The sequence below is a fragment of the Mycobacterium sp. OAE908 genome, assembly GCF_017872775.1.
In the GTDB taxonomy this organism is placed as follows: domain Bacteria; phylum Actinomycetota; class Actinomycetes; order Mycobacteriales; family Mycobacteriaceae; genus Mycobacterium.
Genome location: NZ_JAGGJL010000003.1, coordinates 293,797 through 310,471 on the forward strand (window position 1 = coordinate 293,797; position 16,675 = coordinate 310,471).

Here is a 16,675-nt window from a genome sequence, read left to right on the forward strand (position 1 = left end):
CGGTCGGCAGCGGCTGCCTGCGTGGCCAGGACTCTGCACAACCGAATCAGCCTCAACGCCAGCGACGGGAGGACACGGTGATGTTCAGGCAATCGGTGCTCGTACTCGCGATTCCTGTCAACCTCGCCATGCTGGCGTGGATGATCTTCGGCCCGGGGATGTTCACAACGCTGGCATGGACGGCTCAGGTCACCTTGCTGGCCAGCCCCATATTCCTGACCTGCCTGACGATCACCACTGTGCTGATCTTCCGTCAGCGTCGCAGACCGGTGCGGCTCAGCTCCGGGCAGGCATGGGCGCAGATCGCTTGCTGGGCAGCGATGTTCACTTACGGTGCGGCGCTCGGCGACACAGATGCGATGGGCACCTACGAGTCACCGCTGATGAAGCTGTTCGGCGGAGGCGAGATGCTCAAGCAGTTCAGCGCGCTGCTGTGGTGGATATCGCTGTTTGGCGGTGTCATCGCATGGACGGTTCTGCTCGCCAAATTGCTAAACCAGCCTTATGTGCGCGCACGCCCACCGCAATCGCGGCCACCACGGCAACCGCCGCAGCAGTACCCGCCACCGTGGCAACCGCCGCTGCAGTACCCGCCACCGTGGCAGCCGCCGCCGCAGCACCCGCGATAGCCACCGCAGCCACCACGCCTCGATTCAGCTCTCGGCGAGAGCGGCCAGGTCGTGGTCACCGCGCTCGCGCAACACCGCGACCACATCTGCGCGCCTGCAGCCCAGACTCGCGGCCAGCGCCGAGCCAGGGTTGCGCACGGTGTCACCGACTAGCTGTCGTAGCCGATCAACCCCGGAACCTCCGGGATCGACCCGCAGCACGTTCAGTGAGGTGTCGTCAAGCGAGAAGACCAGAACAAGGGTGTCGGCAATGTCAGCGCCGAGCGCTTTTACCCGAGCGCGAATTGACCCGATGCTGGGCCCGTTGGTTGACGACAGCCGCCAGATCACCGGGACTGGGCCGTGCGGGGTGCTGTACAGGCGCCGCTGACCCGGGCTAACGCCCAGCGCGTCGGCCACCGCGGGATGGATCGGCTGTCCCGACCCTCTCAGCATGTCGGCGTTGACGGTCATCGCCAACCGTATTTCGTTGTCGCCGTTGCGAAAAGCCCCACGTACCGAATGAAGCGGGGGGACCGCAGGCAGTGCATCGGCGGCGGTTCGGCGTCGAACCGTGGCGCCTTCGGTGATGAAGGCAAGGCTGCCGGTGAGCTGAGTTCGGATGGACCCTTCGGCCACGTCGGGAAAGTGCGACAACATGTCTTGGACCAGATCCTCGATCCCGACCGTCCCGCCGGCGGCGTCGATGCGGGCGCCCAGTTCCTCTGCAATACCGGCGTAGGCATCGATTCCCCAGATGCGCAGACCCCAGGTGGCGCGACTGGCGCGGACGAACCTTTTGTCGGCGTACAACGCTTCCCGAATTGTTTTCAATGTTGTGGGACTGGCATCGATCTCGGCGAAGATCTCCTCGGGGGTCGCGGGCGCACCACGAACATGCAGGATCGCTTCGGCCTTGCTGGCGGCGGACTCGCCCCACCGCACCCACACGTCATCACCGAAGCAGCGCCAGTCGGTGCGCGAACGAATGTAGGTGCCGGCGACGTCGAGTGACATCCCTTCCACAATCAGCGCGTGCAGCAACGATTCGGTCGACGGTGCGGGATCGCGGTCAAAAACCGCGTCGACGGCGACCGAAACCTGTTGGGCTCCACCGGTTGTGGCGTTCTCAAACCATCCGTCGCGCCGCACATACGGTCCCGCCAGGTGCAGCAGCACCCTGGCGGCCTCGCTGGGCGGGTCAAGGTCGAGGCGACGCAACTCGGCGTCGACGACATCGCCGGGTACGTAGGGGCCGAGCCGGCGGCCAAGTTCGACGGCGAGCCCGGTGACCTCCTGATGGGCCGGATCAGCGAGTAACTCCGCGAACCTGGCCATTGATCGAGGGTGGTGTCGGTTCACCCAGGCTTTGGTGACACCGAGGCGCCGCGCGACCATCAGTTGCGAGAGCGGCGGGTGCGCCCACAGCCGAGACGCCACCATCACGCGGTCCCGCTCGTCGAGCTCATCGAGAAGGCGCTGGACCGCGGCGGGCGCCCCCACGGGCTCGATCGTTGCGACCGACTGTTGCTTCGCCACGGCGTCTCTGGCCGCCGTCAGCAGGGCGCGGACCGTGGCCACGCCCGCCGCGGGCCGGCCGAGCAGAGAATTCACCGTCTGCCCGGAGATGTCTGACCAGCATGCGAACTCACCTGCGAACGCCTTGATTGTGCGGCGTGGCATGTGCGCGTACGGAATCGCCAGGCCCGCGACGGTATCCAGACCGGCGATGAGTTCTCTCAGCGGGGTGTGCGCCGTCGCCGGCACCATCAGTTTATCTACGCGTGTCATATCGTTACCACCCGTCGTTATACCTAACGACGAGCGCTATTTCAGAACGCAATCCCGACGATGAGTAGCCCGAGCGGCAAGTAGAGCAAGCCAAGCACTGCGCCCCCCGCGCCGATGACCTTGACGCCGGTCGACGTGGGTATCGCGGATGGGACGCTTTTGCCGCACCGAATGGGCGCTAGTGAGTGCCGAATTGCGGAACGGGGGAGCGGGTCCGGCATGCGGTTCGGCGGAGATGTCGTCGTGGAGTATCACGACCGCGCGGGTCAGGCCGAGCTCGTCCAATCCAGCGCCGTACCCAGCGAGCAGACGCTTTGGTGGATGCGTTCGAGCGCGGCGCCGTGGCGATATATCGCCGACTATGCGAGGCTCGATCGTCGATGAAACGCACTGCGCCGTGGGCCGCTCCTGCCGTTCCGGATATCCGCGCGGCGCTACGTCAAGCTTTTGTCGACATGATCGCCCGCTACTCGGTGGTGCTGCAGGACGATCCGGACAAGAAGCGGATGCGCAATCCAGCGCAACTTCGCAAGCGAAACAAGTTGGTGCGCGAGCTGGCTACGTCGCTTGATGAGATTCGGGAAGAAGTGCAGGCTCTCGATCGGGCAAAGCTGTTCTGGGTAGCTCGCGACATGGTGCCCGTCGCTGTTACCGCCGGGTCCACACTGCCGGAGTGGACACCCGATCTCGTTCTTCCCGCCGACGCCGGATTCCTGTGTTGGGCCAAACCGGCCGGCACCATCCCGTTCGCTGGGCACGAAAAGGTGCCGTGGGACGCAGCCTGGTGGTGGCGGCGTGGCGACGGCATCCTGCAAATCCAGGTGGGCTCGCGGCTCACGCAACGCCAAGACATCTTTGCGTCATACGGTGTGTCGGCACCGTTATGGTCTGGCACAACGCTGTTGGTCAATCCAAGCGCGCCGCGCACCGCTGAAGTCGAAGGCAGTCCGGACGCCTCAGAGTGCGTCAGCATCCTCGGCGCGACCTGGCTGTTGATGGATCAACGGACCGTGGCCGAAACACGAACCCTCGAGACGCGAATTGTAGGCAGCGGGGCGCCGAGTGATCTCGAGCCCTCGCCAGTATCAATGGTGGTGCTGCGCAAGCAGTTATCCCACCCACGGGAGGAGTCGGTAACCGGATCTGGGCGCACGTATCGGTCGCGATGGACGGTCGAACCGCACTGGCGTCAACAGGCGTGTGGTCCTCAATGGTCACAACGCAAACCGGTGTACATCACCGAGTACACAAAAGGTCCGCCCGATGCACCGGTCAAGACAGACAAAGTTCATGTGTGGAGACGGTAGCCGCCTGATAGGCCAAGTTCCGACGACGCGCGCGGTTGAAGCGTGGCGGTGCTCGGTGTCCTGGCCTGGGCCGTCTCTTTCACCGGCGGTACCGGTTGAGGCGCATCGGGCCCCTGACCACCGTTGTCGATTCAGCAACAACGATCACCGTAAAGGCGTTTGCTCGCGCAAGTAACACCCAGCGCACTTTCGGGAAGACGTTTGCTGCATCCACCGGACTGCTACCGTCCGGGAATCAGGCAGCAGTCTGCGGAATCCAACTCATTAACTTGTGACCTCATCAAAGGACACCCCCTTATGGGCACGCATCGAATCACCAAACTCGTTCCCGCAGCCATGACCGCCGCCGTCATGTTCCTCGCCCCGGTCGGCGCGGCTATCGCGACGTCGGGGGTCGCTTATGCGGGTCCCCCCGGCGAGGGAGGCGGCGGAACCTGCGGTCCCGGCAATCCCGGCTGCCCCGGTAGCGGCCCGGGCGGCACTGGCGCTCCCGGCACAACGGTGAGCGGTATCGCCCAAAGCTCACCGGGAGCCCTCGCGGGAACCCGACCAGGCCAGGATGTAAAGGCTACGACGCCGGGAGCCGGTAAAGGCAAGCCCTAGTTGTGTGGTGGCCTCGAACCGATCTCGGAGGAGATGGCGCTATCGATCGCCACAATCAAGACTCACCTGCACGACATCTTCGAAAGACCGATACACGCTAAGGGAGCCGAGTTGGTGCGCGTGCTGCTGGCAATCCAACCGTAGCGTAGCTGCGACGCGCAAAAACGAAGGTCTGCGCGACAAATGCTTGCGGGACAGCTCCTCAGACTGCGGGACGATTACGAGGCCAGCCGTGGTCGGAGATATCACCGGGCGCGAGGCCTAGCGACGGCCAATTGTTCGCGTTCGTTAGGCGCTTTGCGTTTGTTGGATCAATCGTCGTAGACGATGCGGTCGCGTCGCGTTGTCGGTTGCCGCGGGTTAGCGTGATGGGGTCCCTGATCACCTCTTCTTGGCTTTCATGGATTAGTGCCGCCCGCTTGCGGGATGGCTGACTGTCGCATTGCCGGTTCGGGGGTGTGCAGGGACCGGCTCGACGGCCGTGCGCCTGACAGCCACCGGTGGTGATCATCCGGGGCCTGAGCTTGCCCCTTTGCTGCCGTCTGCGGACTGGCTTTCTGAGTGCATGCCGGCACCGGGTGACCCACCGGACCTAACGCCGTCAATACGGAAGCGAGGTAACGCGCATGGCGGTGGTCGGCATCGACGCGCACAAGCACAGCCACACCCTGGTCGCCGTTGACAGCGGCGGCGCGAAGCTGGGGGAGAAGACGGTCGAAGCGACCAGCGCAGGCCACACGGAGGCATTGCGTTGGGCGCTAGGCAAGTTCGGCCCCGATCTGCTGTGGGCCGTGGAGGACAACCGCTCGGTGACCGGCTTGCTCGAGCGCGAGCTGATGGCGGCCTTCCAGCGGCTCGTACGCGTCCCACCGCAGCTGATGGCGCGCAGCCGCGGGCCCGCCCGCGCGTGGGGCAAGTCGGATCCCATCGACGCGATCGCCGTGGCGCGAGCGGTGTTGAGGGAACCAGATTTACCGGTGGCCTTTCACGATCAGGCGTCGTGGGAGTTGAAGCTTCTGGTCGATCGTCGCGACGACCTGGTCGGCCAGCGAGTCGAGGCTATGAATCGTCTCTTCGGGCGCCTTCATCAGCTGAGTCCCGAGCGACCGAAACCAGTCAAACTGCAGTGGGCGACTCGTCGGCGGGCACTCCACGATTGGCTACTGGAGCAACCGGGACTATTGGCCGAGCTTTCCCGTCAAGAGGTGGCCGATATCGGCTACTTCAGCGAAAGCATTGAGGGCCTCACCAAACAGATCGCGATTCGTGTCCACGAGCTCGGCTCCACGCTGCTGTCACTGCCGGGCTGTGCGGAATTGATTGCGGCCAAGCTCATCTCGGAGACCGCCAATGTGGACCGCTTCCGCAACGAGGCGGCGTTCGCACGCTACACGGGAATCGCTCCCGTGCCGATGTGGTCGGGCTCGAAAGAGGGCCGCTTGCGCTTGGCGCGATCCGGAAACCGCCAGTGCAACAGCGCTATTCATCGCATAGCCGTCGTACAGATACGATTGGACGGCCCCGGAAGGGCGTACTACCAACGCCGACGCGCCGATGGGGACTCCGGCATGGGAGCGCTGCGCTGCTTGAAACGCCGACTCTGCAGAATCGTCTACAACCGGTTACGCGCCGATTACGCGCGCCGCACAGGGCCTGTCGTCGACGCGGCTGAACCCCTTACTGGTGTGAAAAGCAACATGCCCGCATGGCAGGCGTCCATGGACCTCGCTGCGTCACTGGAGACCGAAGACCGGATCGAAGACGAACCTGCAGACCACGATGATGACGAACTGCCGCCGACAGACGACGAATAGACGGCGATCGTCTCTGAGTCGTGGCCCTGAGCGTGGTCAGTACTTGGGTGACGACGTCGTTCAGCTAGTGCTCGAACACCGCAGTGAACGATCGAGCTTGCTCTGGCCCTTCGGCTGCGACTGCGGTTGGCCATGAGTGCGGGCTGGCGGGGGCAGCCATGGAAGCGGTCCTAAGGTAGGCGGGGTAACCGTGAAAGCGAGGCGGCACAACGGACAATGCCAACCGCAACTCGGTGCACGGTACCCGCGCACCGACCGGCCACCTGTTCAAAGTAAGGGCCGGGGCCTGACGGCCGGTGAGCAGTGGCCACTGGCAGGAAAGACCCCGGGCACCGCGATACTAGCGCCTACAAGCCTCTGCGCGGGCCCGTTCAGCAAACAGATGGAACGGTCCAGTTTGAGGCGCTGATGTGACTGCGACCGGCGTGTCCGACGTTCGACGGACACGAACGCCAGCGACAGCACGTACGCGATAAGGGAGGTCTTTGTCGCGGGTCAGTCGCCGGTCGGCGTTGCACCCCATGGGTTTTGAGGATTGCTGCCTGAGGCGGCGTAGCGATTCCCGCAGGGCAGGGATGTGCGGCGCCGCTTGTCTCACCTGGGAGAAACTATTTCTGGTGCAGGTGATTCGATATGCAGGGCAACGGTCTGCGGAGGCTGTCTTTTGACTCTCTATCGGTATCGCGGTGGCCTTGTGCTGGTTCTGCATTCCTGCGGGGAGTCTGTCTGCTGTGATGGGTATATGGCAGCAACGACCGTCGACGAAGTGCTTTCACGTATGCGAGCAATCGCCTCAGACCTGTCGGCGGGAGACGGTGCGGGTGTGTTCAATCGCGTCTACTTGCGTGTCACCGAAATGATGGCGGACCGCTTGGCACGCGGCGGCGAGTTTCACGACGACGCATTCATCACCGACCTTGATGTGCGATTCGCCGCGCACTGGTTCGAGGCTTTTGACGCTACGAAGGACAAACCCAAGGCCTGGGCGCCGCTGTTCGACGCTCGGGCAGAGCAGGGGATATTGCCAATACAGTTCGCGCTTGCCGGGATGAACGCCCACATCGAAAACGATCTGCCGCTGGCAGTGGTGGCAACGTGCGTGGCGCGAGGCCGCACCCCGGGCAGCCCCGGTGTTCACGATGACTTCGACAAAGTCAACGAGTTGCTCGCCAGCGTTGAGGCGGAGATCCGACGTTCATTTCGCTCCGAGTTAGAAATGTCCGTCGATGACAGCCTCGAGTCGATCGCACACATGGTCACCTCGTGGGACATCGAGAAAGCGCGAGACTTCGCGTGGCTGACCGCCCAGATCCTGTGGGAGCTCCGAGGAGCCGGGCCTTTGTTTGAGGCGTATAAGGCGACGCTGGCCCATACGGTCGGAATGGGCTCACGGCTGTTGCTCACCCCTTTACGCAAATAACTACTGTACGAAGGCATTTAACGTGCTCCGCGTGATCGACTGTGGCGTCCTTCGGGCGGGGGCGTAGCGGCATGCTGGTTCAACGAATGTGCTTTACATGGCCCGCAGCTCACGACTTGTCGGCCGAGACATCCGAGTGGCAAGACGTGTGTCAAGCGTGACGCTCGGCGTGTCGAGCAGAGATGCTCTGCGGGTCTGACTCGAAGGTCGAGGTTAGTGGCCGTGTGATGTCGGGCGGAGACTGCTCGGACATGCCCCGAGGGCGGCACTGCCAGTGGCTGACGATGCCCCTTTCGAAATGGGCTCCAGGTGGAGTCGCCCTGCTACGACACAGGTAGTCCGCTAAGCGCGTGTTTGGCCGTGATCGGAAGATCATTAGTAGACATGAGCCCATTGCCTGCCGCCGCGCGTGAACCCCGCTATCGGGCTGCTGCAGGTCGATTTGCTCGCGATGACCGTCTGCGGCTGAGGAAACCGCCACCGCCGGCAAGCCGCTGGCAACGGCCTGCGGTCACCGTCAGGCGGGCACTCAACCGGCTATTCGGGTGGAGCGGCTGGCCGAGGCTCGCTGCGGTCGCGACGGCTCTGACAGCCGTCGCCGCCCTGTGGTTCTCGGCAAAATCGTTGGGATCGACCGAAAAGCAGTACAACCTCTCCGAGCAGGGGCAGGTCACTGAGCGGTTCACCAGAGCGGTTGAACAACTCGGGTCGGACAAAGTCGACATCCGGCTGGGCGGCATCTACTCGTTAGAACGCCTCGCCCGAGACTCGCGCGAAGACCGAAGTGTGATCTTGGAAGTGCTCAGCGCCTACATTCGCACCCGCGCCGGACCGGGGAAGGACTGTACTGCTTCTTCCACCCCGGCGCCCGACGTGCAAGCCGCGCTGACCGTGATCGGGCGACGTGAGCGCGGGGGATCGCAATTCGAAAAGATCGACCTGCAGAACACGTGCTTGGCGAACGTGATACTGACGGGGGCTTACCTCGACGGGGCGCTACTGAACGCGGCCTATCTGGTCGGTGCCTGGTTGCCGTCCGCAAGCCTGGTCAATGCCGGCCTGCAGCTCGCGAACTTGAACGGGGCGAAGTTCACTGATGCCAATCTGACCGGCTCTGACTTGAGGATGACCAATCTGTACTACGCGCTCCTAGACCACACAAATCTGAGCCGCGCCAACCTATATGCCGCAGACCTTTCCAACGCGAACATGGCGGCCGCCAATCTAGCGGGTGCGAATTTGGTAGATGTCTTCTACGACTCCACGACGCAGTGGCCCCTGAGATTCAGACCACCGCCGAGCCGGCCTCATAAGGATCAAATCTGAGTCGGCCATCAGAGCATTCAGCTGCGTCAGAACATTCAGCCTGGATCGCAGCTATTGCCGCATCCAAGCATCTGCCTTTGGTGACGCAGGATGACACCTCCGACGCTCGCGAGGGCGTCGGCCATTGCAGTGATCCGGCTGTGAGCATCGAGATAGTTTGGGCAACAGGGGATCTCGATCCAAGTTTTAGGCATGTGATAGCACCATATCATTACGTCACTGTGACGTAATGATATGGTGGAGTGCCGCGCAACCGAAGGAGACGATGGGATTGTTTGTCGATATTGATGCTGTTGTCGCTGAAATCGCCGGTTGCACCATGCTCGATGAAGCTGCCCAGCGACTGGGCCAGTCCGTAAAAACGGTGTTGGGAGTTGACTGTATCGAGGTTGTCACGGCGGCGGGCACGGTGATGATTTCAAACCGACACGTCAACGGCCGTCGCGAAATTGAAATCGGCTATATCTAGTTTCGTTGTCGCCCAACATATTTCAAGAACCGATAACTTATCTTATGTCAAGCTCGACGTGACAATCGCTGTCCGACAGGGCATTTCATTTCCCAAACGGTGTTCTCAGTTGTCCTTCCTCGGTTGGCACCACCGAAGACGGGGTGCAAGCCAGCGCTCGACGCGTTAGCGCTCACCTTCGGCGACCGCCGCCTCGGTGGCCGAAACCTACTGATGAAAACCGCCGGAAACACCGTTAACGAGATAGTCCCGAATTGGAAGCGGTGCGCGTGCGCGGCAATAACGCAGCGGGTTAATGCATCGGATGAATCCAGCACGGCCGGGGCACTGTGGTGAGGAACAAGTCCCGATGGTGGTTCACCCTGGACGCCGCTCCCCCGCCGGGGGACTGACGCCCCCGTCCGCGACAGGCAGCTTGGACGGTGTCGTGCCGACTCTTGCAGTCCTCGCTGGGCCTCGACTATAAGTGCCGCAACGATTTCGACGATGTGGCCGTACATGACTATTCGCGTCGGTTGAGCCCTCCTGTGGCTAGGAGCTCCCCCGATGGCAGGGCCGCGAGCGACGAATTGCACTGAACCCCGCATATGCCGAGGCAGCTGGTGGATCAGCACGGTCATGCCGAGTGCGACGTCGAGATTGCGACGGCGACCGCTCGGCCTACACCCGAGGATCCCCAGCCTGGCTCCGCACAACTCGTTACTTAACGCGGTCGACCGTGTCAGCCGTTGTGCCCCGCTGTGCCGTCGCTGCCGGATTGGCCGTTGTCGCCGGCGATGCCGTTAGTGCCGTTAGACCCTGTTGCGCCAGTGCCTCCGATCAGGCCGCCTGCGCCGCCGGCGCCCCCGGAACCGCCGCTACCACCGGCACCTCCTGCTCCGCCAGCTCCGCCAAGACCCGCGGCGCCACCGATACCGCCAGTGCCCTTCCCGCCGTTTTCGAACACCCGCCCAGCGTCGCCGCCATTGCCACCGTTGCCACCGTTGGCACCGGTGCCGCCCGTACCGCCTGTGCCGCCGGCACCGCCGGCGCCTCCGGTGCCGGCGAGGACGCCGCCGCGGCCACCCTGGCCGCCCGGCGCCCCGTTTGTGCCGGCGCCACCGGGCGCACCGCTACCTCCGTTACCGCCAGCGCCGCCATTGCCGCCGACAGCGTCGGTTCCTTGAGCGACGCCGCCCGTTCCGCCGTTGCCACCGTTGGCGCCTGTCCCGCCGTTCCCGCCAGCGCCGCCGGTTCCGCCGCGGCCTGTGCCATCGGTCGTGATGCCTGTGCCGCCGAAACCGCCGTTTCCACCGGAAGCGCCCGCGCCTCCGTTGCCACCAGCGCCGCCGACACCACCGACGCCCTCGCCGACGTCGGAACTGCCTGTGCCGCCCGCACCGCCGTTTCCGCCCGGAGCGCCCACGCCTCCGGCCCCACCGGCACCCCCAGCTCCACCGGTCGCGTGGCCAGAAAAAGTGGACCCGACCCCGCCTCCACCGCCGTCGCCGCCGATCTGTCCAGGACCTCCGGCAGTCCCGGGATCGCCTTGACCCCCGGTGATGTCGCCGAAGTCATGTGCGGCGCTGGCACCGTGATCGCCTGTCGGGGCTTTGCCATTTGTCACGTTCTCGACGGGATTGACTCCATCGGCGCCTCGGGCGCCGTTGCCGCCGACCCCGCCGGCCCCGCCGTTGCCTAGGAGTCCAGCGTTGCCGCCGTTACCACCAGCGCCCGCGGCGCTCGTTGCGGTGGCGTTCGCTCCGGCGCCGCCAGCGCCGCCGTTGCCGATCAAGCCCGCGTTGCCGCCGTGGCCGCCGGCCCCGTTGTTCACTCCGGCGACGCCGACCCCGCCGGTGCCGCCGTTTCCGAATAGCAGTCCGCCGTTGCCGCCGCGCTGTCCGGGTGCCCCCTGATAACCGTTGCCGATCAACAGTCCCGCATCCGGGTGATCGGCCGTGCCGTTGCTGATGAACAGTCCGATCAGCGCTGTGAGGGGATCGGTCGGCTGCGCGGCTGTCACGGTAACGGCGGCAGTCGACCTAGGCCGGTCCGGGGTGGACAACGCCGACCCGAACAAACTGGGACAGAACAGCTCCGCGCACGGGGTTGCCGACGCGGGCGCCAGTGGCAGCGGTGAATCCACCGAGACCAGCCGTAGCGCCGGCGGTGCCGACGCCACCGGCGCACCGTGGGGGGCCGCCAACCAGAAGCTTGCTCCCGCTATGGCGATACCAGCTGTCAAGGAGTGGCGAACGATAGCGGTCATCATCGGTCCTTAGCTACGTGACGATTCGCTGACTCTTAATATCACATCATTTGTATGTGGGCCAAGCGTTTTCGATGACCTTTCCAACGCAATCAATATTTGCTAGACGGTAAATTACGGATCGATTCAGCGAGCTCACAGGAAACATCCGGCTTGGTGGGCAACTCGTCAACGATCCGACCAACTGCCGAATCGGACCTACCAGCGCGTGACATCTGCTCTGCACCAGTGCATCGGAGTTCGACATCTCCCAGCCCACAGGCGATCATCGCGACAAGAGCCGCGCTGGATCCCAGAACCTAGCACCGCCTCGAACACCTCCTGACTTCCCCCGCGCCGCGATCCGCCGGAATGACTAATTAGCTTGTGCGGCAACGCTAAACGTCTGTATGTGCATCTATCGACATCAGCACCGTGACACGCCTGGAATTGGTATTCGGTCCGACAGTGGGAGGCGCACCCTAGTTAGCAACGGCCCCGGCGGTGGCTTCACCGGGATGCCTCTCCCCCTTTGGGGGACTGACGCGGGGACCGTATTGCGCACCGTACCAATCCCGCCGCGACGCGGCTTCAACATGTCTGGCCTTCACCGACCAATTGCCGCTTCTCGATCCGCCTTAAATTGAGGAGCGCACGCTACTCGATCTTGCCGCAGAATTGGTGCGTGCCTCTTGATCTGATCTTCGTGGCTGGCCCCGACGCCGGTAGCCATCCCTTCCGCGCAATCGGGTACATGGCGGTGCCGATCGCGTTGGTCACTATCACCGTCGTCATCCTCGTGATGCGGTCGCGCAACACCGGGAAGCCTGGACAGCCTCCGCCTGGATGGCCGCCCTACCAGGTGCCCTACCAGGGAGGGCAGTATCCGCCGACGGGGTGGCATGGACCGACCGGATACCCGCCAGCCGGGTGGCAGTTCGATCAGCGGCCGCCGTACCCGCCGCCCGAGACGGGCTGGCCTCAAAACCACGGCGCTGCACCTCCTCCCCCGCCACCGCAGTGGAATTCGCCGCCTCAGCGAGGAGAGCACAATGGGCCGCCGCCATGGCCGGACCCACGCAAGTAGACGTCTGCGTTACCCCTCGCCGCCGCCGCGATGCCTACTCGGCGTGCGGCGATCCGTAGGGGGTCGCCGTAGGCGAGATCCGAGATCGACTCCGTTCGAGTAAACCGGGTCGGCTTGGACACGACCAGAATGACGGAGGACGACCGCACCTTCCTTATTCATCACACATTGATCACACGAATCTTTGATCCCGACGCGTCGCACGCGTACTCGGGCGATCGGCCCCGGTCCGGACGCGGATATTGACCACGCCGGGGTGTCACTCAGGGCAGGCGACAGATTTCTCCTGTGCGCAGGCGGACTTTCTAGCGGAACTTGAGGCGACGACCAGTCTTATTCAAGAACAGGGCGACCCTTTGGCGGTCGGCGCTGGATTCCCAAGTCTCGCTATGTGATTGGCTGTGTAAAGTCGATCAAGAAATCCTGCAGGTCGGCGGCAGCTGCTGAGCCGTTATGGCTTTGCGCCCCCTTTTAGCTGCGTCGACTGGCGCTGCTACGATTTTGCAAGGGTTGCTCGAGAAGTGGCTTCCCGGCGCTCATTTGGCGCAGCTCTGCAACTCCTTGTAAGGCGAGGTGCCAGCGTTCGCATTGTGGGTGGAATCTTCGAAGGACAAAGGCACCTTGCAATCCGCGCCTTGACTGATCAGGTAGTTGACGACCTGGATGTCCTGGTCGGTGCCAACCCAAAGGTCGCGCTGGGCGATCCAGAATAGCAAGGTGCCGATGAATGTCCCGCCTGCGACGCCGGCCGTGTAGCCCTTCGGCGTCAGGTCCGTATGGAATTGCTGCGGAAACGCGGAGTTCGTGAGCTTGCTCATGAGGGAGCTGTCTTCTAGTTCGTCGTCGACCTTGAAGCCGTTGGCTTGGAAGATTTTGACCAGCTCGACGGGGTCCCCGTTTTGGGGGACGCCTTGGAATCCGTAGAGAATGGCACTTGCACCTTTGTAGAGAGTCGTCGCCTTCTTACCCGACTTAAGGTACAGCGCAACGATTCTGGTGTCGCGGTTGACGATCGCATCGTGGTATCCCTGGTCGGACCAGGCGCCGGTGAGCTGAACGACCTGGGCGCGGGCAGCGTTGCTCTCGGCGGGACTCACCGTTGGCGTGGCCGGTGTGGGGCTCGGCACGGCATCTTGTGCTGGAGTTGGCGTCCGCAGGTGCACGGTGATGACGGCTACGACGACCAGAACCACCACTGCCGCGGCGATAAGCGCTACCGTCACCGGCTTACGCTGACGGCGCCACCACCGCACGGCCGGCTGAGGCCGCGGGAGTCGTGGAGAAACGCTCGGCATGTCTTCGGGTGATCGCCCGGTGAGGTCCAGCATGCCCACGCACGCATCGGCCAGCTTATCCAGATGCGCGGCAAAGGGTTTGGTGATCGCGTCCAGCCAGTGCGGTTGATTGAGATAGAATTCGAGGGACTGTTGCGGCTTGACATCCTCAATACGTAACGGAAGCAGCCCCTTGCCCAGATTAGCCGCGCGCTCGACTTCGCGTCGGACCTGCGGCGAGTCGTTGGCGTGCCCGCTGAACACCAACACAAGGATCTGGGCTCCGCGGATCGCCTCGTCGATCGCAGCGGCCCAATCCTGTCCTGGCCTGATGTCGCGGGGCGCGATCCAGCAACGAATCCTCCTGGCCTCAAGGGCCGCGCAGGCCGCATCGGCGGCGGCCTTGTCCAACGAGGAATGACTGATGAACACGTCATGCGCCATAGCGGATACCGCCCGCCCTTAGTGGCGCCGTATTCGCCTGCGCCGCTCGAGAATTGATTCCCCGGCCCTTCACTTGGCGCAGTCCTGCATCATCGGAATCAGCTGATCGTATGGATTGGTGCCTGTTACCTTATTGGTTCTTTCTCTGCCGTTGTAGTTGAGGAATGACAGGGGCACCTTGCAATCCGCGCCTTGACTGATCAAATAGTTGATCACCTGAATGTCTTGGTCGGTAGGACCCATCCAGACGCCCCGCTGGACAATCCAGAACAGCAGGGAGCCAACGAATTTTCCATCCTGATAGCCACCCGTGTAGCCCCTCGGCGCCTGTTCCGAGCCGAACATCAACGGTAAGAAATCGTTAGTGAGCTTGCCCAGGAGAAAGCTGTCTTGCAGTTCGTCGTCGACCTTGAAGCCGTTGGCTTGGAAGGTCTTCACCAAGTCAACGGCATCGCCGTCCTGGGAGACCCCCTGAAATCCGTAGACGATCGCACTTGTGCCCTGTTCCAGGGTGGTCGCCTTCAGGCCTGACTTGAGGTACAGCGCCACGATGTTGGTGTCGCGGCCGACGATCGCGTCCACGAACCCCTGATCGGACCAAGACCCGGTGAGCTGAACGACCTGGGCGCGGGCCGCGTTGCTCTCCGCAGGACTGACCGGGGTGGGTTAGCCAAGAGACGGACCAGTAGCGGCCGCCCCGGGACTCGACGGGGATCGGTGTGTTGGATCTGGTCGGAGCAGGTGAACGGTGATGCCGGCAACGGCGAGCAGAATCGCTACCGCGGCGATAAGCGCCAGCGTCACCGGCTTGCGTTGACGGCGCCACCTCCGCACGGCCCGGTCGGTGCCAGCGCTCCGCGGAGAAATACCTGGCATCGTTTGTGGCGATCGCCCGGTGACCGCCAGCATGCCTTCGCACGCATCGGCCAGCTTATCCAGATGCGCGGCAAAGGGTTTGGTGATCGCGTCCAGCCAGTGCGGTTCGTTGAGGTAGTACTCGAGGGACTGTTGCGGCTTGACATCCTCGATGCGCAGCGGAAGCAGTCCCTTGCCCAGATTGGCCGCGCGCTCGACTTCGCGTCGGACCTGCGGCGACTCGTTGGCGTGCCCGCTGAACACCAACACAAGGATCTGGGCTCCGCGGATCGCATCGACGATCGCAGCTGCCCAATCTTGACCTGGCCTGATGTCGCGGGGTGCGATCCAGCAGCGAATGCCCCTGGCCTCAAGGGCCGCGCAGACGGCATCGGCGGCGACCTTGTCCAACGAGGAATGACAGATGAACACGTCATGGGCCATCGCCGATACCGCTTCCACGTTGTGGCACCACATTCGGATACGCCGCTGGATGACCGGCTGGTCGTTTGTTCACTTTGCACACTTTTGCATCATCGTGAGCAGCGGCTGATATGGACTCGTGTCGTCTAGCATGTTCTTGTTGAATTCCAAAAAGGACAGTGGCACTTTGCAATCCGCGCCTTGGCTCGTCAAGTAGTCGATGACCTGGGTGTCTTGGTCGGTGGGCCCCGACCCGGCCGCCCGCTGGACGATCCAGAACAGCAAAGAGCCGACGAATGTTCCATCCTGATATCCGCCCGTGTAGCCCTTCGGCGTCAGGGGCGTATCGAATGGCAACGGAAAGACGTCGATCAGCTTGTGCATCAGAACGTTGTCTTGCAGCTGGTCGTCGAGCTGGAAACCGTTGGCTTGGAAGGTTTTGACCAGATCGACTGGGTCGCCGTTCTGGGGCACGCCTTGGAATCCGTAGAGGATGGCACTCGCGCCTTGGTGAAGGGTCGTTGCCTTCATGCCCGACTTGAGGTACAGCGCGACGATGGTGGTGTCGCGGTTGATGATGGCGTCGGTGAAGCCTTGGTCGGACCATGAGCCCGTGAGCTGAACGATCTGTGCGCGCGGGTCGGAGTTCCCGGCTGGGGCGACGGCTGGGACGGGCGCGGCGACCGAGGGAACAGGGGCTGGGGCGGTTGGGGTGGGACTCGGTGCGGCGTCGTGTGTTGGAACGGGTGTCAGCAGGTGCACGGTGATGCCGGCAGCGACGACCACAGCCACCACTGCCGCGGCGATAAGCGCTACCGTCACCGGCTTGCGTTGACGGCGCCACCACGGCATGGCCAGTCGGTCGTCGGCCGGCCGAGGTGAAATAGTTGGCATATCTTGGGGTGATCGCCCGGTGAGGTCCAGCATGCCCACGCACGCATCGGCCAGCTTATCCAGATGCGCGGCAAAGGGTTTGGTGATCGCGTCCAGCCAGTGCGGTTCGTTGAGGTAGTACTCGAGGGACTGT

13 protein-coding genes and 2 pseudogenes are annotated in these 16,675 nt (G+C 63.4%); 9 read left to right on the plus strand and 6 right to left on the minus strand.

Annotation, left to right across the window (positions count from 1 at the left end; genetic code table 11):
• The first annotated feature begins 80 nt into the window (after positions 1-80).
• Entirely contained in the window at positions 81-629 is a 549-nt protein-coding gene (locus J3E61_RS33765; RefSeq protein ID WP_210086978.1) for a hypothetical protein, read from the plus strand.
• 24 nt (positions 630-653) lie between these two features.
• Here J3E61_RS33765 and J3E61_RS33770 read toward each other — a convergent pair whose 3' ends face one another.
• On the minus strand, positions 654-2,399 hold the full coding sequence (locus tag J3E61_RS33770) for a hypothetical protein (RefSeq protein WP_210086979.1): 1,746 nt from the start codon (positions 2,397-2,399) through the stop codon (positions 654-656).
• Between the two features lie 219 nt (positions 2,400-2,618).
• On the opposite strand from J3E61_RS33770, the gene J3E61_RS33775 reads away from it, so the two are divergent.
• From J3E61_RS33775 to J3E61_RS33805, 7 genes and pseudogenes are all read left to right on the plus strand, one after another.
• The gene (locus J3E61_RS33775) at positions 2,619-2,783 is read left to right on the plus strand and encodes a hypothetical protein (protein ID WP_210086980.1); all 165 of its coding nucleotides are present in this window, start codon (positions 2,619-2,621) and stop codon (positions 2,781-2,783) included.
• Complete coding sequence (locus J3E61_RS33780) at positions 2,780-3,706, plus strand: hypothetical protein (RefSeq protein WP_210086981.1); 927 nt, start codon at positions 2,780-2,782, stop codon at positions 3,704-3,706. Before J3E61_RS33775 ends, J3E61_RS33780 begins: the two co-directional genes overlap by 4 nt.
• A gap of 297 nt (positions 3,707-4,003) precedes the next feature.
• A complete protein-coding gene (locus J3E61_RS33785; protein ID WP_210086982.1) occupies positions 4,004-4,309 on the plus strand; it encodes a hypothetical protein in 306 nt (101 codons plus the stop codon).
• A 626-nt stretch (positions 4,310-4,935) separates the two neighbouring features.
• Positions 4,936-5,946, plus strand: a pseudogene (locus J3E61_RS33790) (IS110 family transposase); the annotation flags it as partial.
• Positions 5,947-6,865: 919 nt separating this feature from the next.
• Positions 6,866-7,543 carry a hypothetical protein gene (locus J3E61_RS33795; protein ID WP_210086983.1) on the plus strand — a complete coding sequence of 226 codons (678 nt, stop codon included), beginning with the start codon at positions 6,866-6,868 and terminating at the stop codon, positions 7,541-7,543.
• A 624-nt stretch (positions 7,544-8,167) separates the two neighbouring features.
• On the plus strand, positions 8,168-8,869 hold the full coding sequence (locus tag J3E61_RS33800; protein ID WP_210086984.1) for a pentapeptide repeat-containing protein: 702 nt from the start codon (positions 8,168-8,170) through the stop codon (positions 8,867-8,869).
• Between the two features lie 265 nt (positions 8,870-9,134).
• Positions 9,135-9,338: a hypothetical protein gene (locus tag J3E61_RS33805; RefSeq protein ID WP_192726382.1), complete on the plus strand. Its 204-nt coding sequence runs from the start codon at positions 9,135-9,137 to the stop codon at positions 9,336-9,338.
• A gap of 721 nt (positions 9,339-10,059) precedes the next feature.
• On the opposite strand, the gene J3E61_RS33810 is transcribed toward J3E61_RS33805, so the two are convergent.
• Positions 10,060-11,586 carry a hypothetical protein gene (locus tag J3E61_RS33810; RefSeq protein WP_210086985.1) on the minus strand — a complete coding sequence of 509 codons (1,527 nt, stop codon included), beginning with the start codon at positions 11,584-11,586 and terminating at the stop codon, positions 10,060-10,062.
• Positions 11,587-12,250: 664 nt separating this feature from the next.
• Here J3E61_RS33810 and J3E61_RS33815 point away from each other — a divergent pair.
• The gene (locus tag J3E61_RS33815; protein WP_210086986.1) at positions 12,251-12,652 is read left to right on the plus strand and encodes a hypothetical protein; all 402 of its coding nucleotides are present in this window, start codon (positions 12,251-12,253) and stop codon (positions 12,650-12,652) included.
• A 536-nt stretch (positions 12,653-13,188) separates the two neighbouring features.
• Here the strand turns inward: J3E61_RS33815 and J3E61_RS33820 are convergent.
• The 4 genes and pseudogenes from J3E61_RS33820 to J3E61_RS33835 all read right to left on the minus strand — a co-directional run.
• Positions 13,189-14,370 carry a toll/interleukin-1 receptor domain-containing protein gene (locus J3E61_RS33820; protein ID WP_210086987.1) on the minus strand — a complete coding sequence of 394 codons (1,182 nt, stop codon included), beginning with the start codon at positions 14,368-14,370 and terminating at the stop codon, positions 13,189-13,191.
• Positions 14,371-14,439: 69 nt separating this feature from the next.
• Positions 14,440-14,952: a hypothetical protein gene (locus tag J3E61_RS33825; protein WP_210086988.1), complete on the minus strand. Its 513-nt coding sequence runs from the start codon at positions 14,950-14,952 to the stop codon at positions 14,440-14,442.
• Between the two features lie 84 nt (positions 14,953-15,036).
• Positions 15,037-15,687: a toll/interleukin-1 receptor domain-containing protein gene (locus J3E61_RS33830; RefSeq protein WP_210086989.1), complete on the minus strand. Its 651-nt coding sequence runs from the start codon at positions 15,685-15,687 to the stop codon at positions 15,037-15,039.
• A gap of 51 nt (positions 15,688-15,738) precedes the next feature.
• A pseudogene (locus J3E61_RS33835) lies at positions 15,739-16,675 on the minus strand (hypothetical protein); the annotation flags it as partial.